Consider the following 24772-nt stretch of genomic DNA (forward strand, 5'->3'; position numbering starts at 1 on the left):
TGCGTGAGGCATTGGTTTTTTCGTAACCCGGCGCGTCAGCGAGGGACCGCATGCCATCGCAACGAGCCGGTGGGTCCCTCGCTGACGCGTATTGAAGTTGCGCTTTTGCGTGAGGCATTGGCTTTTTCATAACCCGACGCGTCAGCGAGGCGAAGTCAACATCGTTTTTTCCTCGCTGACGCTTCGGGTTTTGAGATACGCGCAACTTCAAAAGTTAATTCCGAGGCTCAAGTCCGGCTCGCGATCGGACAGAGACACAAACGCTTGGCGTTGATCGACGATGGCCTGCAAGAAGACCCGACGAATCGCGTCATAGCCACGATCGTTGGGGTCTTCGATGTTGGTGTAAAACCAGTACGTGGGATCATCCCAGTCATAGGTGCTTCGCCAAAATTGGCGACAGTGCGAACCGTGCCCCAAAAACGTTTCATGAAGCGGCACGACATGGACATGCCCGAACTGATTTGCCACCCGGCGTATGACGCGGTTGTACTCCGCGTGGATGGCCAAACCATCCGGCCAATCAGGCAGAAAGATACTCGGTGCGTCGCCGACGCCATCGGTCGGATCGTAGATATCGCCGAGAAAGATGACGCAGCCCGCTGAAAAACGATCGCTGATCGATTGCAGCATTCCACCTAACCTTCGTTCAAACGATTCAATCCAGGGCTGAGCTTTTTCCAAAGTCGCACCGTACATGGCGCCTTCTTCGGGCGGGCGGCGACCGTAGCTGTGGATCAGATCGTTTCCGCCGGTGGTCATCACGACCAATCCGAACACGTCCTCTTCGAAGGGCTCGATCTCGGTTTCGATGACGCGCTGGTGATCGATTGAAGTGGAACCGGAAACAGCAACGTTGGTCGCGGTGAGGTTTGGCAGAACCGCCGACAAATGCTTGCCTTGCATGTCCGGCCATTCATCCTTTGGGTTTTGCTTCAATCGCTCAAAGTAAGAATGCAAATTTGACTTAGCACCGAGACCTCGCGTGACACTGTCGCCCACCCCGAGCAAGTGCACACGTCGCTGCGTCCAAACGCTCTGGAACGGTTCCATTGCGATCTGCGGACCTGCTGGTCCCTCGCCGACAGGACGCCGAAGTTTGAACTCCAGGTAGGCGGGGACACCGAGAATAACGATGACACCAACCATGAACAACAATCTTCGTCGAATGTCAGACGCCGTTTTTGTCAGAGGAGTCCTGGTCTTCATGCGATTGCTCATTGAAAGCTGGCCGAATCGCTGAATGGAAGCGAAGCGTCGCAGCGATTCACTCGTTCCACGTGCATTTTAACAGCGCAAGCATGATCGCTGTGCACTTTCGTTTGTCGGCACACTCGTTTGTTGACACCGTGTCTTGATCACTCACTTCAAAACGGCAAGAAATCTGTCGCGAGTTTTGCAACCGCGATCAACGCCCAGCGGCTCGACCTGGCACCATAGAATGTCTCGGCATCGGCAGCAAACTCTGCGGCAAATCAATCTTGAATGCCGCACCACCAAGAGGACTGTCGTCCACAGTGACAGAGCCTCCCAGTCGACGACAGATGCGTCTCACGAGAGCCAGCCCCAAGCCGGTGCCGGGTTGCGAGTCACCTGAAAGCCGATGAAAAGGTTCAAAGATGAAACGCCGATCCGCAGGCGGGATCCCCGGCCCATCGTCTTCCACCAGAAATTGAACGCGATTGGAACCATTCGAGATCGTCACGCGAACCTTGGACTGAGCGTACTTGCCTGCGTTGCCAACAAGGTTGCCAAGTGCTCGCACCAAGCCGGCTTCATAGGTCACCAAATCAATTTCTTCCGCCCCAGCCGGTGGCTCAAATTCGATGTCGGGATGCAGTGGAGCGTGTTGTCCGATGGCGTCCATGGCAATCCCTTTCGCTGAAACACGCTCACGTGGCGCGACTTGAGATTGCTCATCCGTGCGAGTGTAGTTGAGCAATTCCGCCACCAAGTCATCAAGCTTGTCGGTGGCATCGTCAATCGAATCGACTCGTTGATTTCGCTTCTCATCAGTATCGGCCGAGCGAACCAACTCGGTTGCAAACTTGATGCGAGCGAGCGGTGTTCGAAACTCATGCGAGACCGCTTGCAGCAATTCCTTCTGTGATCGCAGCAGCGACTCCACACGATCGGCCATCGTGTTGAATGCCCCCACAATTGGAAGGCTGCGTCGCCGACCGGTGCCTTCGATCCGCGCCGCGAAATCTCCTTCGGCGATGGCCAAGGCCGTTCGCTCGACGCTACGGAACTGCCGGGCAATGGGACGCAATAAGATCGCGATCGCCAACGCGACCAACAGAAAAACGCTTGTCAAACCCAGCAGAATGTCGCTGCGTCGGGGCCCAACAAACCGCGGAAGCGGGCCGAGTTCGACCAACCGCGAGGTTCCCGTGAGCGACACATAAATGCTCTCACCAGCCAACACGGCTTCCCCTTCGTCGAGACGTTGAAACAAAGTCTCCGAAAGACTTCTTTCCGAACGTTCGACGACGCTGACCGGATAAGCGAATCTGGCTTGGATCCCCGCAAGGGTCTCGTCGAAGTTCTCGATCCCACCGGCGGCGATCTCGTCGCGAGCGAGCAGCGCACCACCACTCAGCGCCGTTTCAATGACCGAGATATTCTGAGCCTCCGTCGTGCCGCGAAAAACATACGCCTGGATCACCCAAGCGATGAACAAGATCAGCAGCACACCGCAATAGAACTGAATGAACAATCGAGTCATGCGTGGCTCCGGTTGCGGCGAAAGAATCCCTCCATGCAAACGGGGTCAGGTTCCGTTCGCAAAGCATTGACTCCGTTTCAAACCTATCTGCTCAACGCAGTTTGGTTTGCAGACGCAGCATTTCCAACATTGCATCGGCTGCTTCGTGGCCCTTGTTGCCAACCGTTCCTCCGCTGCGCTGGATGGCTTGTTCCACCGTGTTGCACGTCAACAATCCAAACCCAATTGGGCGACCGCTTCGCACGGATTGCTTCATCAACATATCGCTGACCGCGCGATTGATGTGTTCGTCGTGAGTGGTTTCACCTTTGATGACACACCCCAGCGTGATCGCACCAATCACATCGGCGTGCTGGAATGCTTGCTCCACCGCCCAGCACAATTCCCAGGCACCAGGCACACGAATCAACCAACGCTTGTCTTCGGCAATGCCGGCGTCGTTCAATGATTGCAACGCTGCCTGCACCATCGAATCGCAGATGTTGGCGTTGTAGCGACTGGCGATAATCGCAACACGACCGCTGGGCAAGTTTCCGGTGGTTCCATCAATGGAGGGCATTCGAATTCTCGAAGAAAGAATTGGAGGGAGGAGTGGTTGGGTGAGGAATCAAGGTGACAGTCGAAACATCAATCCTGAGGCTGGACGCTCATCAAGAACTCCGCGTTGTTCTGCGTCTTCCGCATGCGTTTGGTGAGTTCCGTCATGGAATCGACGGGCGAATGATCGGCCAACTCTCGCCGCAAACTTTCGATTCGGCGATGCTCTTCCTGATCGAGCAGCATTTCTTCGCGACGTGTTCCGCTGCGTGTCAGATCGATGGCGGGCCAAACTCGACGAGCCACGAGATCTTGATCCAGAACGATTTCCAAGTTGCCGGTGCCTTTGAATTCCTCAAAGATCACATCATCCATGCGGCTGCCAGTATCGACCAAGGCGGTCGCTAGAATCGTGAGCGAACCACCCTCTTCGACCTTTCGAGCAGAACCAAAGATTGACTTTGGTTTTTGCATTGCGCCAGCGTCCAGACCGCCCGTCAAAAGCTTGCCTGTCGCCGAATCAGTGTCGCTATTGAACGCTCGGGCCAGTCGCGTGATCGAATCGAGAAAGATGACGACATCGGTTCCCGATTCAACCATCCGCTTGGCTTTTTCGACCACCATCTGGGCGACCTGGATGTGCCGCGCCGGTGGTTCGTCAAACGTGCTGCTGATCACTTCACATTGAGGCGACTGAATTTCACGTTCCATGTCCGTGACTTCTTCCGGCCGTTCATCGATCAGCAGAACCACCACGTAAGCATCCGGATAATTGTTGAGCACACCACGGGCAAGGCTCTGCATCAACATGGTCTTGCCGGCTCGCGGTGGACTGACGATCAACCCACGTTGGCCAAATCCGATGGGTGTGAACAGATCGACAACGCGCGTGCTCAGCTCCTGAGCGTCATACTCCGTCACAATTCGCGTTCGTGGGTGCAGCGGCGTCAAGTCGTCAAAGGGTTTCTGACGCTGTCGCTGCATTGGATCAGCGTGATTGATCGCTTCGATCCGCAAGAGCGCGAAGTAACGTTCGTTTTCTTTGGGAGGACGAATCTGTCCGGCGACATGCGATCCCGTGTGCAGACCAAACCGTCGGATCTGACTGGGCGAGACATAAATGTCATCGGGGCACGAAAGGTAGTGGTACTGCGCGCTCCGCAGGAACCCAAACCCATCGGGCAGAATTTCCAGCGTGCCTTCGCCGTACATCAATCCGTTCGCGCTCATCCGCGCTTTCAACAGACGGAAAACAAGATCCTGCCGTGGTATCGCTGCGATCTCTTGAAGCCCTTCCTGTTCGGCAAGCGCCAGCAGCTCGTCATGATTGAGCTTCTGCAGGTCGTTGATGTTCAAGGCTTGCTTGGGCGGTTGGTCCTTGGGAGGAATGCCAACTCGGCCGCCCGCGCGTGTCACTTCACTAACGATCTCTTCGGGCAACGAAAGCGGATCGCGCTCGGCATCAAGCTCACGAACACGTTTGTCAACTTCTTTGTCTGGATGGCGCATGCGTCGGTTGCTGCGACGACCATTGCGCGCCGGACCCGGCGTGGAGGAAGGTTCCATGAGGAAAGAACCAAATCGGTGGGATGAAAAGAGAGGAGCACGGACGAGATTCGCCCGGGTGGGTGGGTGTGATGCTGGATAGCCAACATCCGCACACGAGTTTAAACGAACGCATGCCCCCTGTCAGGCGTAATTATGAGGGGGATGTGAAGACGGCGTCACAAACTCCACAAGAAACGGGTTTCGGTTGCTTCTACACCTTAGGCGGTTTGGTACGCCCCCGGCCCAGCACAGTTCGCTGTTTATCTCTTGGTTCTAGACGCATCAACCGCCGATCGAGTTCATCCAGCGGTACCATTCTCCGCGCGATTGCTCCTGAAACTTCGGTTTCCCGAACGGCGTCACCATCACAGATCCGAGTGGTTTGTCAAAGCTGAATGTGAGGGTTGGCCGACGTGGACGAGGCGGCGAGTCCTGAACTGGTGTCAAATCCAAGACTGCTCGCCTCGTCCACGACGCTAATAACAAGTCGCGACAGGCCATTAGGCTCACATCCAAGCGACTGGCATGACGAGGGCCGAAATGAAAGCGTGCAGAGAACTTTCTCGGAAGTGAGAAGACCGGCCCGGATGAGAGATGAACGGGACGAACATCCCGCTCCGCATCCATGACCCGCCAACCTCCCACGCGCACGAGTGCACCGAGCCGCACGACGACATGCACCCACGACATGGACAGGATGGTGTGCAGCCAGACTCCTCCTCTGATGGCGTTGGAAACCGACCAAAATCCGAAAGCCAGAGACCCGAATTTTGATCTCCCTCCAGCGGCGAAACATGATGCCTCGCTTTTAAGCGACCTCCGGGCCGACTCGCCTAAGTTTTAGGCACAACAAAATTTCCGAGGTGGCCTCAATCAAAGACGCCATCCACATCGAAATTTTTAAGTCCTTCCCAGCAAGCAACTTACAACTCTTTCCGAAACAACTCCGTTGCGTTTGGCCCAAAGTGTGCCAATAGCCCTCCTCCGAAAAGAAGTGCTTCCCAAAAGGACAACGCACGACTCACGAGCGATTCAGGATGGCCCGGGCAGGAGTTGGACGGTGGACGGCGGAGTAGCACTTGGTTCGAAACGATTCGGCATGGTGAATGATTCACTTTGGCAATGGGTGCCGAAGGCAACGTGTCGCGTCACACCAACTGTCTTACGAGAAGGAAGACCACATGAGTTCGATCTCAGCATTTACAACACACGAGCTTGGCGGCGGACGGACAGGGTTCCGTTTTGCCTGGCTCACTATGGTTCTCCTTGTGGGGATGATGGGGATCGGCGGTTCACTCGCGTCGGTAGCTTCGGCTCAGGATGAGCCCTCGGCTGCAATGGAAACTGCAGAGGTCGCCGACGCGGGTGACGCTGATCCAGAGGAACCCGCTGCGGATGCGGGAGTAGGGTACGCCTTCGACAATGGCTTCCTGTTTCTCTGTGCCGTCTTGGTTCTCTTCATGCAGGCTGGCTTCGCAATGGTCGAAGTCGGGCTGAACTCCTCCAAGAATACGATCAACATTCTCTCCAAGAACTTGATGGACTTGTCCGTCGGAGCGTTGTTGTTCTTCTTCATCGGCTTCGGCTTGATGTATCCCGGTAGCTACGGGGACGTCACGAACGGCTATTTCGCCTTCGGTGGCACCGGAATCTACGAATCCAGTCCTGATCAAACATTCTCACCACAAGTCGACTGGTTCTTCCAAGCCGTCTTCGCCGCAACCGCCGCAACCATCGTCTCGGGTGCAGTTGCAGGTCGTATGAAATTCAACGCTTACTTGGTTTACAGCGCCATCCTGACTGGATTGATCTACCCGATCAGCGGTTACTGGAAGTGGGGCGGTGGATGGTTGATGCAGTTCGGTGACTTGGTCGACGGCGAGTACGCCATGGGCTTCCAAGACTTCGCTGGCTCCGCAGTGGTTCACGCAGTCGGCGGTTTCGCTGGCCTCGCTGGTGCCATCTTCCTCGGCCCTCGCCTGGGTCGCTACACCGCTGAAGGCAAGAGCGTTCCATTGCCAGGTCACAACGTTGCTTTCGCTGCTCTGGGTGTGTTCATCCTGTGGGTGGGGTGGTACGGATTCAACCCTGGTAGCCAATTGGCTTTCCAATCGTCGGCTGACATTGACGCAACTGTATTCATCGCTGTGAACACAACCCTCGCCGCAGCCGCTGGCGTGATCGTCGCAACCGCTGTTTCCTGGGGCTTGTTCGGCAAACCCGATTTGACCATGGGCCTGAATGGTGCTCTGGGCGGATTGGTTGGCATCACAGCCTGCTGCGACGCGATGAGCAACACGATGTCGATCGTTGTTGGTGGCGTCGCCGGTGCCTTGGTTGTCCTCAGCATTGTTGTTCTCGACAAAGCCAAAATCGACGATCCCGTCGGTGCTTTCCCAGTCCACGGCGTCTGCGGTGTTTGGGGCTGCATGGCTCTCGGCATCCTGCCAAACGCTCACCTCGAATCTGGTTCAACCAGCTTCATGATTCAGTTGATCGGAACCGCTTCGATCTGTGCTTGGGCCTTCATCACCATGTCGGTCGTCTTCGGTGTTCTCAAAGCTGTGGGCATGCTGCGAGTTTCGCCTCAAGAAGAACAAGCTGGTTTGGATATCAGCGAACACGGTATGCACGCTTATCCATCGGACGCCGTCGCCGGCGGCTCGGTGGTCTAGTTCTACCCACCGCAGTGATGTCGCCGAATGTGCCGTTACCACATCGGCGGCGTCGCAGCGCGGTGCTTTTGAACTTCTCGGCTCTTGCCTGGGCCAGAAGAAGCCCCAATGATCCGTGACAGGTGTCCGCCTCACCTGTTGCGGATCGGGGTCTTTTTTTTGCGCTGTCGGTGATGATTCCCCCCACGCAGTCGCTTTCTCAAAGCATGGCGAACTCGGAAACGCTGATCCCACTCAGACGCACACCTCAACTCACAGAAGCCAAGTGAAAACACTGGGCTACGCGAAGAACTTGCAATCGACTAAATTTCTAGCTGGCCATCGATGCCACCAGCTTTCGCTCAGCGATCAGGAGCGGACCTGAACGCCGAAAGGGCCCCCACCTTGCCCGCTCGAATGGCTCGCTCGATTTGCCGGCTCGCGACTTCAGATTTGCACCGTCCATGAAATTGATCATCGCAATCGTCCAACCTTCCAAACTGGATGCCATCAAAGAGGCATTGACCCGCGTGGAGGTGCACCGCTTGACGGTCGTGGATTGCCAGGGGTTTGGCAGACAACGAGGCCAAACCGGATCCATGCGAGGCCGCGACTACGGCGTCAGCTTGCTTCGCAAAGTGCAACTGCAAATCGGCGTGAACGAAGAATTCGTGCAGCCCACCATCGATGCCATTTTGGAAGGCGGCCGCAGCGGTGAAAACGGCGAAATTGGCGATGGCAAAATCTTCGTTCTTCCTATGGACGATTGCGTCCGCATTCGCACGGGAGAACGCGGCGGAGAAGCCATCTAAACAGGTCGCGAGACGACTGGAAATAAGCGTCTCAGTCAATTCGGTTGCCGCGGCGGAAAGCACAAGTCCTTCGGCCAACACTGCTATCATGGATGTTCCAAATTAAAGGAACTGACATGCATCCCATTTGGCGGCACTCCGCTACGGCAGCACTCTGCCTGCTTTGGACCCTTGGATCAATCGACCGTCGCGTCGGCAACTCCGCGGAACCTCTGACCGCAATCCGAGTCAGCCCAGACGGGCGGTCGTTCGTAGAAACCGACTCCCAACAGCCATTCGTGGTCTGGGGAGTGAACTACGATCACGACGAATCAGGACGCCTGCTCGACGAGTACTGGATCAAGGAATGGGACAAAGTCACCGAGGACTTTGCCGAAATCCAACAACTCGGCGCGAACTGCGTTCGCATCCACCTGCAGATTGGGTTGTGGATGGAATCCGCCGAGCAAGTCTCCCAGGCTCAGGTGACTCAACTCAAACGGTTGATCCAACTTGCCGAGTCCAAACGTCTGTATCTGGATATCACTGGACTGGCTTGCTACCACAAAGCCAACCTTCCCAATTGGCTCAACGAACTCGATGAACCCCAGCGATGGAACGTCCAAGCCAAATTCTGGTCATCGGTAGCGAACACGTGCGCGGGCAGTCCCGCGATCTTTTGCTACGACTTGATCAACGAACCCATCTTGCCTGGCGAGTCCCCCGAGTCGGAGTGGTTGGCCGGCGAACTGGACGGCAAGTTCTTTGTCCAGCGTTTGGCCCTGGACCGCAACGGACGAAGCCGTGAAGAGATCGCCGAAGCCTGGGTGAAACGGATGGTCAACGCAATTCGCAAAAACGACGCCGAGACGATGATCACCGTCGGCGTGATTCCCTGGGCATTTGTTTTCGGAGGCGGAAAACCACTCTTCTACTCACCCACCGTTGGCCAACACTTGGATTTCGCGTCAGTCCACTTCTACCCGGAAAAAGGGAAACTGGAACACGCCCTCCGTTCACTACAGATCTACCAAGTTGGAAAACCATTGGTGGTCGAAGAGATGTTCCCACTGAAGTGCGGTACCGAAGAGCTGACCGACTTCGTTCTTCAATCTCAACCTGATGTCGACGGGTGGATCAGTTTCTACTGGGGAACCACCGCGAAGCAACTTCGCGAAAAAGACGACGCGGGCATCGCCGAAGCCATCACCGCCAATTGGCTGGAGGCATTCCAAAAACTCGCACCCAAAGTCCGCTCCCCGGTCACAAATTGAAGTGTCGCCGACCTTTTTCGCCCCTGTTTTCTTGTGTGATTCCTCACCTGAATGGCAACTTAAAGGCGTACTCCAACCCGCTGACCGACTGCCCTCCACCGCTTCACAAACGTTCAGCTACGAGAGGGGTTTTCAGTCGTCCGAGGCAAACTACGATCGCTTGGATTCCATGCCATTCCAGCATTTGATCGTCACCCATCGTCTCCAGCGTCATCGGGCCATTGACCATGCATTCCAAGAAGACTTCCAGTCCAGGTTTCACTCTCGTTGAACTCCTGGTGGTGATTGCAATCATCGGCGTACTCGTGGGACTGCTATTGCCCGCGGTGCAAGCCGCCCGAGAAGCCGCGCGGCGAATGAGTTGCAGCAACAACTTCAAGCAGATTGGGTTGGCGATGCACAACTACCACTCGGCCTACAATCGCCTGCCGGCTCAAGGCACGGGCACTTACGACTCAATCAATTCCGGACCTGCCGCATGGTGGTCCAGCAGCGAGGTCGCCAACAACCTTCGCCTGAGCATGCTCGTGGGACTGCTTCCCTTCATGGAACAGCAAGCCTTGTGGGATTCGATCAGTCAACCCAACGGCCTCAACGCAGACAAGTCCACGCGAACGCCGCCTTGGCCCGCGATGGGACCTTCACCAACACAGCTTTCTTATGGACCATGGGTCACGGAGTTACCAACGTTTCGCTGCCCAAGTGATCCTGGCTCAGGACTGCCAGCTTTCGGACGCACGAACTATGCAGCCTGCTTTGGCGACAGCGTTTACAACGTCCACGAAGGCGGCCTTGACGACTACCTGCAACCCACCTCCGTTCGCGCGGAGGAGACCCGAGCGTCGGCGCGTGGCTTCTTTGTGATGCATCAAAGCAAAGCCTTCCGCGACATACTGGATGGCCTCTCCAACACGATCGCCGCCGGAGAAATCGCGACGGACTTGGGTGACGACGACAAACGAACGATCGCGGTCGATCAAGCTTCCTGGATCGCCGGTCCGTCCAAGAACCCTGAATGGTGCTCGGTCCAATCGCCCGACTGGATCGATCCGGAACGGCCTCAGTTCTGGGGCCCTTCAGCCGATCCGCGCGTGCCAGCCACAGACGGCCGCGGCTTCCGCTGGGCCGACGCGTATCAAAACTTCAGTGCCTGCAACACAGCACTCGCGCCCAATCGAGAACTCTGCACGACGGATACAGCGTCGCTGCTGACATCGTTCCCAATGTCCAGTCGCCACCAAGGCGGCGTGCACGCACTGATGGGCGACGGAGCAGTGAAGTTCATCACCGATTCCATTGAAGCCGGAAACTCTGGTGCGGAACCGATCTGGCGATGGAACTCCCCGGGCGCCGAGAGCCCTTACGGGCTGTGGGGCGCACTGGGCACGCGAGCGTCCCGAGAAGTGATCAACGGCGAATTCTAGGTTGATCGCCTGGAATGATCCGGCACAACGAGGCGAACTGCCCGCGCATTCGCTCGTGTCTCGCGCCGGAACCGCGCCACCGCAAAACACTCACACCCCAAAACACTCACACCGCTGAAGACGCCTGCATTCCTACTCAGGCACCGCAGACGAATCAGCCTTTTGCCATTCAGCTCTCTGATCTTCAACTCCAAACGCCCCAACAAAGACGATTCGTCGTTTCCTTCAACCCAACACTACAATGCACAAGAACCTCCTCGTCGCGTTTTCGAGTTTTCTCCTGTGGGCGTGCACGCTGTGCCTCGCCGGCTGCAGCTCGAACGAAGCCCACAGCGTGGTGGAAGACGCCAGCGAAGCAGAGCTCGCTGAGATCCAAGCTTTGATCAACCAAAGCGAGCAGGCAACTCAACAGTCGTCGACCGACGCTGCCAAACAACCCTCGAACTGAGAACGATCCATCCCGATGCGCAACCAAACTCTTACCGCGATCGCCATCGCCTCCCTCCTGCTGAAACCTGCGATCGCGGAAGAACTCCCGCAAATCAATGATGAACGCGCTCACCAACGCTTTGAGTTTCAACTCACCTACGATGTCGACTTCTCGGCCCCCAACTCGCTCGATCCGAAGGCCGGCTTCCTCCGCCGAGAAGACATGGGCGTCAGCAACAACGCCGGTCAACACCGCCAAGGGCCTGGACGGCGACACGCCGCTTGGTACGACAAATATCACGACCAAACCGCATCCGTTGAAAACGGTGTCTTGATCCAACGTGGCTTCGTTGCCGATTCGGACTTGCCCGGATTCGTCAGCCGTGACGCCGGCGATTCGCCTCGCAATTTCTCTTACGTCGATCCGGATCCCAAAGATGCAGCGCGTGGCGAAGTCAACTTTGCCGACTTCGAAATCCACACGTCCTGGTTTGACACCTTCGCGCTCAAAAACGTGGAAGGCGAACAAGTCCCGGTCGATCGCACCGACGAACAAGTCCCGAAGGATCAATTCTGGGGACAACCGGGCAAGACCGATACGGCTTCCCCCAACATCACCTTTGCCCCCGGCACGTTCTTCGAAATCGAGGTAAACTTTGAGGGCATGGAAGCACTCGCTCACCGGCACTCATTTTGGTTGATGCCAGCCGCTGAACAAAGCGGAGCGTATGACGACGACCCGAGCAATGGACTTGAGATCGACATCTACGAACACGAAATGGTCGTCGAAAAGGATGCTCCCGAAGCAGAATCTCGCAACAACATCTTGCTGATGAAGTGCATCGGCGGAAAAACCAATCCACCAACAACGTTCAACGAACTTCGCGATGACGGCAAAACGTCCATCCAAGTTCCAGGGATCAACCAAGGCTGGCACAAAATTGGGTTGTTCTGGACCGAACAAGCTCTGATTTGGTTTGTCGACGGCAAAGCCGTTGTCCGCGACTCAAAACTCGTTCCCACGGTTCCGATGTACCTGATCGTTTCGCGAGAAGCGAACACCGGAGCGGGCCTGTCCAGCGATCACCAAAACCTTCGCGCCGATGGTGAACGAATTCCAGTTGATGCGGGACTGTATGGCCGAAACGTTGCCACACCCACCAACCGAGACCTCATCAAACAAGGCCGTGATGAGGTCCGCGTGAGAAGCATTCGAGCGTGGACCATCCAACCGCGTCAGTGATGCGTTTGCTGCAACTCGACGCCTCAGACGGCCAACACATTTGTCGCCGGAATTCACCCAGCGAAATTTCAGAAGCATAAACGGCGTTGACACTCAACGCCCTGCATGGCAAGCCACTCAGACGGCCCGCCTTTGACTCAGCCCGCCATCCGTGTGATGCGGTTGTGCGGTGCAGCCAATTCTTCCGCGGTGGGCTGATAGCGAAACTGCATTAGGTAAGCGTCTTCTGTCGCGTCATCATAGAAATCACGCAAGACTGAGATCGCCTTGAAGCCCAACGACTTGAAGAACAACTGGGCTTCCAGGTTCGTTTCGCGAACTTCCAACATGATTCGATTGCGACGCTCTTGAGACAACTTGCCCAACAACTTTCGCATCATCGTGTTGCCGATGCCGCGACGGCGGTAGTCGCTGTGAACGGCAAAGTTCAGGATGTGCAATCGGTTTTTGTGCAGTTCATAAATCATGAAACCCGCCACACGCTCATCACATTCTGCCACCATGCCAATGCAGTTGCGTTGGCGGAGGCAGCGGATGAAATCATCCTCTGACCAAGCGAACTCAAAGCAGTTGGATTCGATTCCCAAGACATCCGGCATATCCCGTCGAATCATCCAACGAATATGAGCGGCTTGTCCGGTCAAACTTGGGCCAATTTTGTGCGTGTTTTCCACGTCGGACTCCCTTCCGGTTCTGTGAAGATCGCATCGCCGTCTGCGGGGGCCTTCCTGGCTCTCCGGCGATGGAGGGAAATTAGCAGAACCCTTTGACCGCACCAAGATGAAATTCCGAACCGAATTCCCCGGCTGAAATGGAAAACCAGGGGCTTTGCGAAGGCCCCGTGGCAATTTAGGCAACCTCTGTCCTACCTACGATATCACTCACCCAAGCCATCGGATTCCGGGTTATTCAGGTGCCACTCGATCTGACGCACCCGATCTTGTGATTGCTCGTCGAGTGTGCTGATCACGAAGGTCGGCGTGTCTTCATCGATGTGTTTCATAGATGGTTCATCGGATGATCGCGAGTTGTGTCAACGAGCGGGCGTTTCCATGCACAACAGGCATGGCGTTCCCTTGGCGGTTCAAGACTTGTCCGTCGGGCGTCACACGTACGTCACCGCGCCGGCGGTCATGAACACAAAAATTCCAACTTTCCGAGACTTCCACCCAGCGACTGGGATCGCTGTGGCAATAAAGGTTCATTGCCGTTTGGTCGCCCCAATCTGTTGTTCCAGCCAGCGACGTCTGACGCAAACGGACCGCCTCGGCAAAGTATCGGCGCATGGACTCAGCCGTGCCCGCACCGAAGCCGCTGTTCAGAAACGGATTGGACGCGAAAAGTTCGAATGCGCGCCGACGCTCAGATGGATTCTGGATCGTTCGCGTCCACCCTCGAATCGCATTGTTATGAGGAAAGCCCTGTGGTTAGCTCACGGACAGAATTTGATCGGGGTGCTGCTGCGTTTGCTGCCACAGCGAATCCAGTCGGCCTTGGAACAACACATCGCCCGCATCCCAGTAAGCCACCGGGGTCCTGGGGGCCAACAGAGAGACGATGTCGCGAAAATCACTCAATCGCCGCACGGGCGGAAGTTGACCGTTGTACGGTTGGCGAATGAAACGCACGTTTGCCAACCGCTGCAGACTTTGAATCTCACTGGGATACAAACCATATCCCACCACGATCACTTCCTGTGTATTTCCCGAAGCCCGCAGCGTTCTCAGAAAGACATCTTGAAAACGGCGCACATCACGACGATTGAACGCCACCAGAATCTTTGCCGTTTGGACCACCTCCGGATCCACGTAGGTCGGTGGAGGATTGGCGGTCACAGTGCTGGAATTCGCACAACGCCGAGCGGATTGACGGCGAGTCAGGTGCCAAGCTTTGGCGCCGCTTAGATAACCAATGCGTGCTCCGCTTCGTCGGATGTCTTCACATTGGCAGAGGCATTCGCACTTGGACGGCTCCCATCGAAACGCGTTTCGGCGTAGCACGGAACGACGGAACAAGGTTGCTCCCATCGAGACGTGACGCGAATCGCGATGAGGGGATGATTCCCCCAAGTAGTCGGCGGCGATCGCGCCGTAGTTGGATCTCGCGATCAAACCATGATGCAGCCGAGCGATGCAGTCTTTTGCAAGCACCACGTCATCGTCCAGGAACATCATGTGCTCGGAACGTGCACGACGAACCGCCTCGTTCCGGGCACGAACGATGGTTGCGATCCGACTCGCGTCCGTTCCGCTGGGCTGACCGATGATTCGGTGAACATTCAATCGAACGCCCACTTGCGACTCAACCGCATTGCGAACGGAATCCTGCAAAGGCTGGTCATCTCGTGTCAGCAGCGCAAGATCAATTGTTGGAATGAAATTCATCAATTGATCTCAGTGACAACCGGCGGTAACCCCAGACGGTTCCATGTTGTAATGGTTGACCGATCGATCCTCTGGCAACGGTGGATAGAACTCAGCGCTCTCTGCGGCCGTCATGCCGACTTCCATTTCCAGTAACGATTGAGCTTGCTCTCGAACGTAGAGAATCCCCTTCACCTTGCCTTGATTCATCAACGAGTAGGCTTTCTGAGCCAGCTTTTCGCCCTCAAACCACTCACCGTCTTCCAGGTCCACATGCGTGGTTGATTTGGGCACGAACAAACACTTCACGTCCATTGCGTAGAAACTTCGTTTGATCGTCAGTTTGGGCGACAACTGCTGGCTTGCCACCACAAACGCGGGATCCGCAACGGCGTCGCCTTTCTCGAATGAGATGGTTGCCAGCTCAGGGAATCGAGGCGGGATGCACACGGTTCCAGACAACGCGATGGCACGAACTTGCTCTGGACTTTTACTCACGATGCTTGCCTCGGATACATTGCTAACGGACGGTTCGTTCACCCCACGAAAAAGAAGCTATTCCTTTTTCACCCCGCACGCAAGTTTGCCAGTTGGGCGAGCGTCGCAGAAAGAACATCTTTCGAACTTCTTCTCCTGATTTTCACTTTGGCCAGACAGCATGCGTTTGTATCTATTGTCCGTTCTCGCCGGCACGATCCTCTCGGCGACCATCCCAAGCAACTTGGCCGCTCAGTCAGCCGACAATCCGGGCGTCATCTTGCTGCCGCAACCAGTCTACGAACAGATTCCAACGCGAGATGATTGGCCGTCAAACGATGCGGCCATCCCGCACTCCGAGAATCCCGGCACAATCGCACTGCCCGAGAGATCGGTTCCGCCGAGCCTCCCCTCAGGAAGTGCTTTGCCTTCTGACATCCCACAAATGAACGCCGCCTACAGCATGGCCCCCGGGATTGACCAGCGCTGGGGCTCAGATGACTCAATGGAGTTGCCAGACCGAGTCGATCTGCAGGGATACTTGCCCATCCCCGGGAAACAATCTCAAAACGATTGCGTCGCATGGGCGGTCGCGTACTCGACCTACACTTGCCAAATCAGCCAAGAACGCCGGCGAAAACCAACTTTCGCGAGTGATCACTTCAGCCCCGAGTACGTCTACGATCAGATCTCCAGCAATGGAGAAGGGGTGACCGTTCTGCGAGCGATTGAGTTTTTGAAACTCAACGGCTGTGCCTCCCGCGCAAACGTGGATCACGCAAATGGAGATGCTTTGCCAAACGCGGCGGTGGAGGCGAGCACGTTCAAACTGCTCGAAAACACTCGTGCTCGCAATCTCGATGAGATCAAACTGTATTTACACGAAGGTTTTCCAGTCATCCTAATTGTGCGAATGGAAACGGACTTCCGAGATGATGCGAGCGATGGTTCCCCATACCAGTGGACAACAGATCCATCCGCGGATGCGAACTACCACGCTGTCACCGCGGTCGGTTACGACGACCAAAAGAGAGCACTTCGATTGATGAATTCCTGGGGCACACAGTGGAAAGACCAGGGGTTCTGTTGGGCATCCTATAACAACTTTGATTCGATCGATGTCAGCCGCTGGTGCGCGGAAGCTCACGTGTTGCGAATCAAGGATCACGCACCCTACGAAGCTTGGATGGTCAGAACCGATGCGGATGGTCCCGTGAACCCGTTCGCTCCACCACCGCCCGTTGTCCGCCGACGTTTCTTGCTGAAGAACGACCGGAAAGTCTACGAGAATGGGCAGCCCATCTCGCCCTCGTCATGGCAAGTGGACGATTTGGTTTGCAATCGCAAGCACCTGTTTCTGCTAGCTCGCGACCAAACCGTTTACCAAATGAAAGATGACCTCTCAGGCGTCAGTTGGTTGCACCTCAGCCACGCCCCTTTGACGGGAAAGAAGGTCTGCATGCTGGCCGCCGCCGACTCGCATCCGCTTCATGCTTTGACCGAGGACCAACAGCTCTACCAGTATGACCCCAACTCCGCGAATTGGTCCGTCGTTGGATTGCCGCACAGCGGCAGCAAGCCGACAGATCTGCGAACCGTCCACCAGAAACTCCGAGTGATTACCAACGAAGGAACCGTGTACCAACGGACGGCCGACGGCCAATGGAGCACGTTGACTCAGCCCAATCCTTGACCATTGGAATCGCGAGCCATCGCCAACCAGACGATGTCTGGCCACTCATTCCGCCCCACGTTCTTCCACCACCTTCACAGTGCGTGCCACACGAAAACCGAGGTACGGATGATACGTGTACAGTTTCTCTTCCTCTCGCTTGGCGGAACGCATGGTCGTGGGGATGTAGAAAACAGCACTGCCTCGTGCGACCCGGTACGTCGATTGGTTGTCAATCAATCCAGTCGCCGTGTCGACGATCATTTTCTTGTTCTCCCGGCGTGAGACATCGTGCGTTTCGCACCACTCCATGACATTGCCGAGCGTGTCGAATAAACCAAACGGGTTGGGCATCAATTGCTTGACCGGACGAAACAAAACTCGAGAATTTTGGGCGGAGCCTTCCGTTGTCCAGGCGTACTGAGGCAACAATTCGGGAGCGTACCCGTAAGAACGAGGCGTGTGCGTGCGCCCTCGGCAAGCATATTCCCATTCCGCCTCAGTCGGCAGTCGGTAACCAGTGCGTTCCAGGAAATTCTTGGGACGTTTGATTCCTTCCGGCGACTGGTAATCACGCTCGATTTCAGGAATGGATGGATAACACATCTGCGATGGAGGAATGCCCTCCTGTTCACTCAGCCAACGACAATACTTGATCGCATTGAACCACCCCACGGAAGTCATCGGACAATCCGGGTGAAGCGCGTACTGGGTCGCATAACTCGCGTCGGGATCAAAGCGTTGGTATTGCTCCAAAGTCACTTCGGCATCCGAGATCGCGAATGTCCGCGGGATTTTGGTGCGAATCGGAATCTCCAACGAGTGATCACGAAAAGACTCGTGCCCCGGTGATCCCATCACAAAATCGACTGGTCCCGCGATGGTCACCATCGTCTGCCCCTGCCCATTTCGCTCCCAAACGGGAGCGAGTTCCTCAGAGCCTCGGCCATCCGACTCACTTTCAGAGTTTTCCAACGCCAGAATTGGTCGTTGGGCCTGGTCAATCCGCTTCACAACATCCTTCCACTTCCACTTGTTGGCGAGGTAGCGACAAATGGAATGGATGGAAGCATGAGGATGCTCGACTCCCAAACGATTCACCGAGGCTTTCAATTCCCGAAGCTCATCAGCAGGCAATTGCTCCGGACGGTAGTGCGCCAGTGCTGCGAACAAGGCAGACTGGCGTGACTCATTGTCTTCCATCTCCAACCGGTCAAGCAAAATCGAGGCTGGAACGCTGAGCGACGCCATCCGATCGATCAAGAACGATCGCAACCGAGGATCAGGCAAGTTCTCCAAGGATTCCCAAAGATGTTCCGTGGATCCCAGACGGGCCAACGCAATGATCGCGTTTGCTTGCCGACTGGCAACATGGTCTTTTTGTTCATCGCTCACAACGGAACGAATCCAAACCGACGCTGCAATGATTTCGTCGTCTTCCACCAACGACAGGCTGCCCAGCCGATATCCCTCCGCGGCCAATTGACTGGCCTCTTTCAAGTGATCTGCGATAGGCAGTCGCTGCAGTGTCGTTGACTCATACGCTCCGCCATTTCTCCAAACGGCGGAATAGCTCACGGCGTCTTCGTCGAACTCACCCGGAGGATTCAAACGGATGTCCGTTTGACATTTCCCCAGCACCACCCGCGATTGAAAACTGAAAGGACTTTCATTCCAGGTGTCTTCCGTGATCGGCGGTGAAACCAACCGATAGCGGACCGAACTGTAGCGATCACTCCCGCTCGGATGCCGGCGTTTTAAGTTCGTTTTGGGCACAAACCCACTGTGCAACAGCGGTTCCCAGCCTTTCGATTGGTGCTCTGATTCGGTCAGGCCCAAGTAGATTTTAGCATCGATGACTCCCTCCGGGCATTCAGTCCACAGCACACCGTAGGTCTGCAATGCCTGCGTTGGTTCTTCGCCCACCAATTCAGTAGGAATCGCGGTGACGTCGCAGGGATAGAACCCATCGTCACGCATTGTTTGTTGAACGTCCCCCACAGATTCGCGTGTCACATCAGGAGTGAACCGCCAATCCAGTTCATCGCGTTTAAAAGCGGATGCGACGTATGCTTCCGTCCCAGAGGCATAAACTCGCACGCACTCGGGACGATACCCGAAAGAATGCATCGCTCGCGCGAACGATTCAAATCTTGACAGCGGGCAGCGTTGGATCATCGCGAAGGACTCTTCGGCGAAACCCAGCATCCCAACGATTTCATTCTTCCATTCCGCATTGAGATCGGGGAGCAATTCGATGCTCGCGGTGTCCGCCCAACTGGGCATCGCTTCGCGTTTCAGTTCTTCACTAAGGAACTGCGAAACGGAACCAGGGTCCGTTTCCGCGACCGACAACAACAGCTCGAATTGATCCTTGTCTGCGACAACTAACAAATCCTTCAGAATCGGATCGGATGGCTGAAGGCAATGCGATATCAAAAACGCTGCGTTCAAACACACATCATCTTCCTCCCCATAGGGATTTCCATCGGAGGCTGGAACGAAATACTCGGCGGCGGGTTCAATGATGTGTTCTGCAATGCGAGTGAAACCCGGCGTGGACTCGATGACTCGCGTTGGATTTTGGTTCACAATCGCTTCGACCAATCGTGGCGAGTGACTCGTCCACTCGGGGTTATTGGGATCGAGTTGTGCGAGCACCCAAGCCAGGCGAAGTCGTTGGTCTTCATCCAACTCATCGGATTGGAACCGCGCCCACAAAAGTTCGGTCGCGGGCTCCAATTGCAAACGAAGCCTTTCTGCGATCACCCCCAGTGCGTCATGGTTGGCATCTGGAATGGCATCCACCAATGACTCAATTTGGCTTGGGTCCTGGTCAACCAAAGCCAACCTAGCTGCCAATACTTCCCGGTCCGTTTTGCCCGGATCGTTCAAAACGGATTGCAAACGAGGTTTGGCCTCCTCGCGAAATGGCTGCATGGTTTTGATCACTTCGGGCACCATTGCGACATCAGCGGCTAGCAAGCGGGATACCGCCGAATCCATTTCCTGCATCGCCATCCGGTGTGCGATGTTCCGATTGATCGCAGCAACGACGAGCCCAAACACAACGAGCAGGACAGCCGCCGTGGCCCATCGCGCCCCATGGAATCGAGCCGAAGCCGACATCAGCTTGGCCTGATCATCGGTGCGTTGAGCAGATTCCGTCAGCAAGAGAAAACGCAGGTACTCCAAACCGCTCGGCAAAAACCGATTTTCGCGGTTGTGTTTCCAATACTCGGCCAACTCATTCAGTCTCAATCGGGCTCGCCCACGAACGCTTTGCCGATCGCTCTGAGTCAACCAATCACGGATGGGCTCGACCAAAAAATCGTGCGTCAACTGGTAGCTACGCTGTGACAATCCGGAATTCACACCATCCACTGCTGCGGTAGGCGTGATCAACCGAAGTTCTCCATCGAGAGCTTCGATCAATTCACCAAACGTCGCATCGTCCAAACCGGAGACCAACTGCAAGCGTCCCCAGTCCTTCAGTTGCCCCTTGATGTTGGTGCCTCGTTCGGGCAACAACTCTGCCAAGACCGCTTTCGCCGGATCGCGTAGCCTGCGGTGATGAGGAGAGGCATTGGAATCTTCAAACGTGGACTGCAGGTAAACCATGTCGACGCCTTGAGCGCCGCCAAACTCTGCCAGCGTCTTCAAATTCCAAGAGCGGCTTCTCAGCATCTGAGCCAGCACTGCCAAATGAATCGAAATCACGCGTCCGTTTTCCTGAACCGCATCAATGATGCGAGCAATGAACTTGGATTGTTCGCTGCTGATCTCTCCCAGATCTTCAGGCAGACATCCGTAAGCCCGACCAAACTCGGTCAAGACGTAGTTCGCGTGTTTGCGATCGAAGCGATCCACGGCGATGCAGTTCACATCTTGGACCAATCGCAGGTCCAATTCGTTGAAGAACTGAGTCGCCGGCATCCAAAAATCATCCCGGATCAACAACACACATTGCAGGTTCTTACCATCACACTGACGGATCGCATCGACCAAGACCTCGTCTTGCATCCTTGGGTGGACGTGCAACCATTGCTCGAATTGGTCCAAGATCACCAGAACCTTTTTGCCGCCGCTGACGCCATTCTTTCGAATCGATGCCATCGCGCCGATCAAGGTCGACTGAGTCGATGTGATCGAATCCATTTTTTGAAGTGCAGCTAGCAGTCGAGATTCAGTGTGCTGAGCATTGGCTTCCACCGAGACCACTTCCACCGAAGCATCAAGCAACGGCACCAAACCCGCCTGCATCAACGAAGACTTGCCTGAACCAGACGGACCGTAGATCAGCGCCACCCGAAACACATCGTCCATGTCTCGCGAATCGATTCGGATCTTCAGTTGCCGAAGCACTTCGGGAATCCCGCGAGCGTCACGTGCACCGGGAACCAGTTGCAAGAAGAAATCACGGTCGTGCTGATCGAACGCCCGCAGTCCCTTTGGGATCACACGTGGTTCCGCGAGGGACCGAGGCTTGCTCGATGAGTCGTCCGGTGCCGACAATGAGCTCGCAGTCGGAACGAACGTTGCCGACAATCCCACGCTGTAGTCGACCGTGCACTCTTCGTTTTGGTAAGCGTCGAGGTCGGCGGCCATCGCAGCGGCAGTGTCGTAGCGATCCGATACGCGCTGAGCCAAGGCTTTCAAGCAAATGCGTTCCAGTTCAACCGGCAATCGCGGATTGAATTGTCGAAGCGGTCTCGGTTCGGCCCGAACGATGTCCTGCAACAACTGTTGGTTGGAACCACCGCTGAAGGGACGTCGCCCCGTCAAGAGCTCGTACAGAACAATCCCGAGCGCAAAGATGTCGGCACGGCCGTCAACCAGGTGACCTTCCCCGCGAGCTTGCTCAGGACTCATGTAGGAGTAGGTTCCGATCAGCAATCCAGCTCGACTCGGGCGTGGTGCATCATCGCTCATCGCCAACCCGAAATCCGTCAACCAAGCTCGGTCTTGAGGGTCAATCAGAATGTTGCTTGGCTTGATGTCTCGGTGCACAACCCCGCTGGAATGAGCGTGATCGAGTGCTTCGGCGATGCAGCGAACCCAATTCAGACATTCTTCGATCGACGGCTTGGCCGCCTGCAAACGTTCGCGAAGATCCACTCCCTGGATGAATCGCGAAACAACGAAGAAGGGAAACTGGTCCGAATGGCCGACATCGTAAACCGGGACGATGTTGGGATGATCCAACTTCGCGACCATGCGGGCTTCCGTCGCCCACTGGAATTCATCGCTGACGTCTTGCAGTGATCGAAGCGGAATCTTGATCGCGACGTCACGATTCAGCGATTGGTCTTTCGCTTGAAAGACCGATCCGAAACCACCGCTGCCAATACGACGGATGACTCGATACCGCCCGATCCAATCTGGCGTTTCAATCGCAGCCACGTTCTTGCCGGACGCAATCGTTGCGTCCATCTGGGAGGTCCCGGATGGTCGCCTGTTGGTCCCCGACGGATTATCACTCGGCGGAATATCACTCGGCGGAGTACGACTGGGCGGAGTGTTGCTGGGAAGGTCCGAGTCGGAAGCCAAACCTTCGTCCTCTAAGGGGAATCCTGACAAACCAGTGGAAGACGTTCAGGAACGTCTCCCACAAGTGTCCAGCTTACCGCACATCAATTCGCGATGTGTGGCATCAATACCATCCTGTTTTCAATCGGTCGTCGCGTTTCAGATTGAAACGCGTGACGATGTCATTTCAATTCTCGTCCAGGAGTCTGTGACGAGGCTTCTATCAGTCCAATGACTTGAAGCGAATGTCTTTGAATTCGGCCCACATCGGTTTGCCAGCGTGGAGCTGCAAAGCCAATTTGCCATCGAGCAGCGTCAACTCAGGTTGTTCATCCGTGAAGTCCAGCACCAACTTCCCGTTCAAGAAGTGCTGAATGTGGTTCCCCTTTCCAATGATGACCACTTCATTCCAGTCATCCAACTTGAACAACTTTTGGAATTCAGCTTCGTCCATGAAGGTATCCAGGACTTGCTTCTTTCCGTCTTTCCAAACAGCTTTCTCGCCTACCAAGCAAATGCGACCGCGACGGCCCCCTTCGTCATAGATAAAACTGGAGATATTCGGGAATTTGTTCTCGTTGCGAAGTTCGTGCTGGTACCCACGCACAACCCACTTGTTGCGAGCCGATTTGTCGGTGATGTGCTTGGATCGGTACTGGATCCCCGAGTTGTTCGCTGCGTTGCAACGGAACGAGAGACGCACTTCGAAGTTCTTCGTGTTCCCGTCTTCCCAAATCAGAAACGTGTTTCCGTTGGCTTTGTTCTCGGGAGTGGTTTCGCCATGGATGACACCGTCGCGTACCGACCACAGTCGCTCGTCACCGCTCCAGCCGGTCAGGTCCTTGCCATTGAAGATCGAGGTCATGCCGCTTTCGGCAGGCAACGTTGAGGGCGAATCCGCTTGCACGGTGAGGACGTTGGCAAAAGCGACCGCGACGCAAAACGCGAACGAAGTCATTTTGGAGGGGGCCAGGGTATTTACGAAAAGCGATTTTCTCATGGAGGTGGGACCCGTTGGGGAAGGAGGGAGCGAGAGGCAAAGATCAAATTGATCGAGGGAGAGTATGGTTGAACGAAACGCCGTCGCCAACCATTGAGCCATTTCGCGGTTGAAATTCTTTCTGGCGGCGTTCCCTCTGCCGAGCACGAGGCTCCCCTCCGGCAAACCAAGACAGCGATGCGGCGACAGACGGTCACCAGAGCGTCCTCAACCGGGAAAAAACGTCATCGAACTGATTCGGATCAAAAAACTTCCGCCCGCACAGTTCGCCCAATCGCCTCAGCCAGATTGCCTTGAGCAGGGTTTGGCATATTCTAAGCGAATGTCTGGTCCTCGAATTGCTTCACGTGATTCGATTGGTCAAAGTGCCTACCAGGCGAACCACAGGTTCGACTCGCACGGTTGCGAGGCCTGAATGATCTTCACCGACGGCGGCTGAGGCGCGGCCAACCAAGGATTTCGATCCACGTGTCTGACTGATTCACGCGGCTCACGGTGAAGTGCCAACAAACAAGGAATGACGTGTATGTCCGATTCGATACCAATTCACGATGCGATCCTCTCTTCGCAGAATGCGACTCGCCCGGATCCCGTTGTCATCGCCAAGGATGCGATCGAGCCGACCGACACGCTTTACTGCGAAGACCTGACCGTCGGGCAGAATTGGCTGAGTCCTTGGCGGACCATCACGGCCGATGACGTGCGTGCCTTTTCGGAATTGACAGGTGACTTCGATCCGCTGCACGAGGAAGAGGAAAATGACGAAACCGCGATGCCCCTTTCGCCGTTTGGTCGCCCCGTTGCACATGGCCTGCTGGGGCTGAGTGTCCTGGCCGGGTTGTCAACGGAATTCCCACGTGCCGCGACGCTCGCGCTGGTATCCGTCAGCGAATGGAACTTCGAAAACCCAGTCTTCTTCGGGGAACGTGTTCGCGTGGTCACCTCCGTCGAATCATCCGAAGCCCACGGTCGTCGCGCCGCGAAAATCACTTGGCACCGCCAATTGGTCAGCGACGACGGCCGGACGTTGCAACAGGGTAAATTTGTGACCTTGGTGGCTTCCAACAAACGCTACCGTCGCCAACCTCGCTGACCTGAGTCGC

Annotated in this window: 19 protein-coding genes; 8 read left to right on the top strand and 11 right to left on the bottom strand. The window is 55.7% G+C overall.

The genetic code is table 11. From position 1 onward, the window contains the following. Positions 1-207: 207 nt before the first annotated feature. The 4 genes from ACF8AM_RS08530 to rho form a co-directional block, all read right to left on the bottom strand. Positions 208-1209: an SGNH/GDSL hydrolase family protein gene (locus ACF8AM_RS08530; RefSeq protein ID WP_392555226.1), complete on the bottom strand. Its 1002-nt coding sequence runs from the start codon at positions 1207-1209 to the stop codon at positions 208-210. A 199-nt stretch (positions 1210-1408) separates the two neighbouring features. Beyond that, positions 1409-2728, bottom strand: coding sequence for an ATP-binding protein (locus ACF8AM_RS08535; RefSeq protein ID WP_392555227.1), 1320 nt, complete (start codon positions 2726-2728; stop codon positions 1409-1411). A gap of 91 nt (positions 2729-2819) precedes the next feature. Then, on the bottom strand, positions 2820-3287 hold the full coding sequence (gene ribH, locus ACF8AM_RS08540) for a 6,7-dimethyl-8-ribityllumazine synthase (protein ID WP_392555228.1): 468 nt from the start codon (positions 3285-3287) through the stop codon (positions 2820-2822). A 68-nt stretch (positions 3288-3355) separates the two neighbouring features. Continuing rightward, the gene (rho, locus tag ACF8AM_RS08545) at positions 3356-4621 is read right to left on the bottom strand and encodes a transcription termination factor Rho (protein WP_392555253.1); all 1266 of its coding nucleotides are present in this window, start codon (positions 4619-4621) and stop codon (positions 3356-3358) included. 1466 nt (positions 4622-6087) lie between these two features. Here rho and ACF8AM_RS08550 point away from each other — a divergent pair. The 6 genes from ACF8AM_RS08550 (at position 6088) to ACF8AM_RS08575 (ending at position 12628) form a co-directional block, all read left to right on the top strand. Beyond that, on the top strand, positions 6088-7488 hold the full coding sequence (locus ACF8AM_RS08550; RefSeq protein ID WP_392555254.1) for an ammonium transporter: 1401 nt from the start codon (positions 6088-6090) through the stop codon (positions 7486-7488). A 443-nt stretch (positions 7489-7931) separates the two neighbouring features. Continuing rightward, entirely contained in the window at positions 7932-8279 is a 348-nt protein-coding gene (locus ACF8AM_RS08555) for a P-II family nitrogen regulator (protein WP_392555229.1), read from the top strand. 116 nt (positions 8280-8395) lie between these two features. After that, positions 8396-9532, top strand: a complete 1137-nt coding sequence (locus ACF8AM_RS08560; RefSeq protein ID WP_392555230.1) for a cellulase family glycosylhydrolase — start codon at positions 8396-8398, stop codon at positions 9530-9532. 227 nt (positions 9533-9759) lie between these two features. Next, entirely contained in the window at positions 9760-10956 is a 1197-nt protein-coding gene (locus ACF8AM_RS08565) for a DUF1559 domain-containing protein (protein ID WP_392555231.1), read from the top strand. A 241-nt stretch (positions 10957-11197) separates the two neighbouring features. After that, a complete protein-coding gene (locus ACF8AM_RS08570) occupies positions 11198-11404 on the top strand; it encodes a hypothetical protein (RefSeq protein ID WP_392555232.1) in 207 nt (68 codons plus the stop codon). 15 nt (positions 11405-11419) lie between these two features. After that, positions 11420-12628 carry a lichenase gene (locus ACF8AM_RS08575; RefSeq protein ID WP_392555233.1) on the top strand — a complete coding sequence of 403 codons (1209 nt, stop codon included), beginning with the start codon at positions 11420-11422 and terminating at the stop codon, positions 12626-12628. 137 nt (positions 12629-12765) lie between these two features. On the opposite strand, the gene rimI is transcribed toward ACF8AM_RS08575, so the two are convergent. The 5 genes from rimI to ACF8AM_RS08600 all read right to left on the bottom strand — a co-directional run bounded on the left by rimI (position 12766) and on the right by ACF8AM_RS08600 (position 15489). Continuing rightward, positions 12766-13242, bottom strand: a complete 477-nt coding sequence (gene rimI / locus ACF8AM_RS08580) for a ribosomal protein S18-alanine N-acetyltransferase (protein ID WP_392555255.1) — start codon at positions 13240-13242, stop codon at positions 12766-12768. 263 nt (positions 13243-13505) lie between these two features. Next, the gene (locus ACF8AM_RS08585; RefSeq protein WP_392555234.1) at positions 13506-13631 is read right to left on the bottom strand and encodes a hypothetical protein; all 126 of its coding nucleotides are present in this window, start codon (positions 13629-13631) and stop codon (positions 13506-13508) included. Between the two features lie 7 nt (positions 13632-13638). Beyond that, positions 13639-13914 carry a hypothetical protein gene (locus tag ACF8AM_RS08590; protein ID WP_392555235.1) on the bottom strand — a complete coding sequence of 92 codons (276 nt, stop codon included), beginning with the start codon at positions 13912-13914 and terminating at the stop codon, positions 13639-13641. A gap of 141 nt (positions 13915-14055) precedes the next feature. Further along, positions 14056-15012 carry a glycosyltransferase gene (locus tag ACF8AM_RS08595; protein ID WP_392555236.1) on the bottom strand — a complete coding sequence of 319 codons (957 nt, stop codon included), beginning with the start codon at positions 15010-15012 and terminating at the stop codon, positions 14056-14058. 9 nt (positions 15013-15021) lie between these two features. Then, the gene (locus ACF8AM_RS08600; RefSeq protein ID WP_392555237.1) at positions 15022-15489 is read right to left on the bottom strand and encodes a hypothetical protein; all 468 of its coding nucleotides are present in this window, start codon (positions 15487-15489) and stop codon (positions 15022-15024) included. Positions 15490-15649: 160 nt separating this feature from the next. Between ACF8AM_RS08600 and ACF8AM_RS08605 the strand changes: the two genes are divergently transcribed. Then, positions 15650-17161, top strand: a complete 1512-nt coding sequence (locus ACF8AM_RS08605) for a C1 family peptidase (RefSeq protein WP_392555238.1) — start codon at positions 15650-15652, stop codon at positions 17159-17161. Between the two features lie 45 nt (positions 17162-17206). Here the strand turns inward: ACF8AM_RS08605 and ACF8AM_RS08610 are convergent, their stop codons facing one another. Then, positions 17207-22573 carry an SUMF1/EgtB/PvdO family nonheme iron enzyme gene (locus tag ACF8AM_RS08610; RefSeq protein ID WP_392555239.1) on the bottom strand — a complete coding sequence of 1789 codons (5367 nt, stop codon included), beginning with the start codon at positions 22571-22573 and terminating at the stop codon, positions 17207-17209. 319 nt (positions 22574-22892) lie between these two features. After that, the gene (locus tag ACF8AM_RS08615; protein WP_392555240.1) at positions 22893-23669 is read right to left on the bottom strand and encodes a DUF1080 domain-containing protein; all 777 of its coding nucleotides are present in this window, start codon (positions 23667-23669) and stop codon (positions 22893-22895) included. 526 nt (positions 23670-24195) lie between these two features. Between ACF8AM_RS08615 and ACF8AM_RS08620 the strand changes: the two genes are divergently transcribed. Beyond that, positions 24196-24762 (top strand): MaoC family dehydratase, encoded by a 567-nt coding sequence (locus tag ACF8AM_RS08620; protein WP_392555241.1) that lies wholly within the window; start codon positions 24196-24198, stop codon positions 24760-24762. The last annotated feature ends 10 nt before the right edge of the window (positions 24763-24772 follow it).

It is taken from the genome of Rhodopirellula sp. JB055 (genome assembly GCF_043100905.1).
Lineage (GTDB): Bacteria > Planctomycetota > Planctomycetia > Pirellulales > Pirellulaceae > Rhodopirellula.

Bases quoted from the DNA above. Each gene is read 5' to 3' on its own strand.
- ACF8AM_RS08530 (WP_392555226.1), bottom strand. From the start codon at position 1,209: ATGAAGACCAGGACTCCTCTGACAAAAACGGCGTCTGACATTCGACGA.
- ACF8AM_RS08535 (WP_392555227.1), bottom strand. From the start codon at position 2,728: ATGACTCGATTGTTCATTCAGTTCTATTGCGGTGTGCTGCTGATCTTG.
- ribH (WP_392555228.1), bottom strand. From the start codon at position 3,287: ATGCCCTCCATTGATGGAACCACCGGAAACTTGCCCAGCGGTCGTGTT.
- ACF8AM_RS08550 (WP_392555254.1), top strand. From the start codon at position 6,088: ATGATGGGGATCGGCGGTTCACTCGCGTCGGTAGCTTCGGCTCAGGAT.
- ACF8AM_RS08555 (WP_392555229.1), top strand. From the start codon at position 7,932: ATGAAATTGATCATCGCAATCGTCCAACCTTCCAAACTGGATGCCATC.
- ACF8AM_RS08560 (WP_392555230.1), top strand. From the start codon at position 8,396: ATGCATCCCATTTGGCGGCACTCCGCTACGGCAGCACTCTGCCTGCTT.
- ACF8AM_RS08565 (WP_392555231.1), top strand. From the start codon at position 9,760: ATGCATTCCAAGAAGACTTCCAGTCCAGGTTTCACTCTCGTTGAACTC.
- ACF8AM_RS08570 (WP_392555232.1), top strand. From the start codon at position 11,198: ATGCACAAGAACCTCCTCGTCGCGTTTTCGAGTTTTCTCCTGTGGGCG.
- ACF8AM_RS08575 (WP_392555233.1), top strand. From the start codon at position 11,420: ATGCGCAACCAAACTCTTACCGCGATCGCCATCGCCTCCCTCCTGCTG.
- rimI (WP_392555255.1), bottom strand. From the start codon at position 13,242: ATGATTCGACGGGATATGCCGGATGTCTTGGGAATCGAATCCAACTGC.
- ACF8AM_RS08585 (WP_392555234.1), bottom strand. From the start codon at position 13,631: ATGAAACACATCGATGAAGACACGCCGACCTTCGTGATCAGCACACTC.
- ACF8AM_RS08590 (WP_392555235.1), bottom strand. From the start codon at position 13,914: ATGCGCCGATACTTTGCCGAGGCGGTCCGTTTGCGTCAGACGTCGCTG.
- ACF8AM_RS08595 (WP_392555236.1), bottom strand. From the start codon at position 15,012: ATGAATTTCATTCCAACAATTGATCTTGCGCTGCTGACACGAGATGAC.
- ACF8AM_RS08605 (WP_392555238.1), top strand. From the start codon at position 15,650: ATGCGTTTGTATCTATTGTCCGTTCTCGCCGGCACGATCCTCTCGGCG.
- ACF8AM_RS08610 (WP_392555239.1), bottom strand. From the start codon at position 22,573: ATGGACGCAACGATTGCGTCCGGCAAGAACGTGGCTGCGATTGAAACG.
- ACF8AM_RS08615 (WP_392555240.1), bottom strand. From the start codon at position 23,669: ATGAGAAAATCGCTTTTCGTAAATACCCTGGCCCCCTCCAAAATGACT.
- ACF8AM_RS08620 (WP_392555241.1), top strand. From the start codon at position 24,196: ATGTCCGATTCGATACCAATTCACGATGCGATCCTCTCTTCGCAGAAT.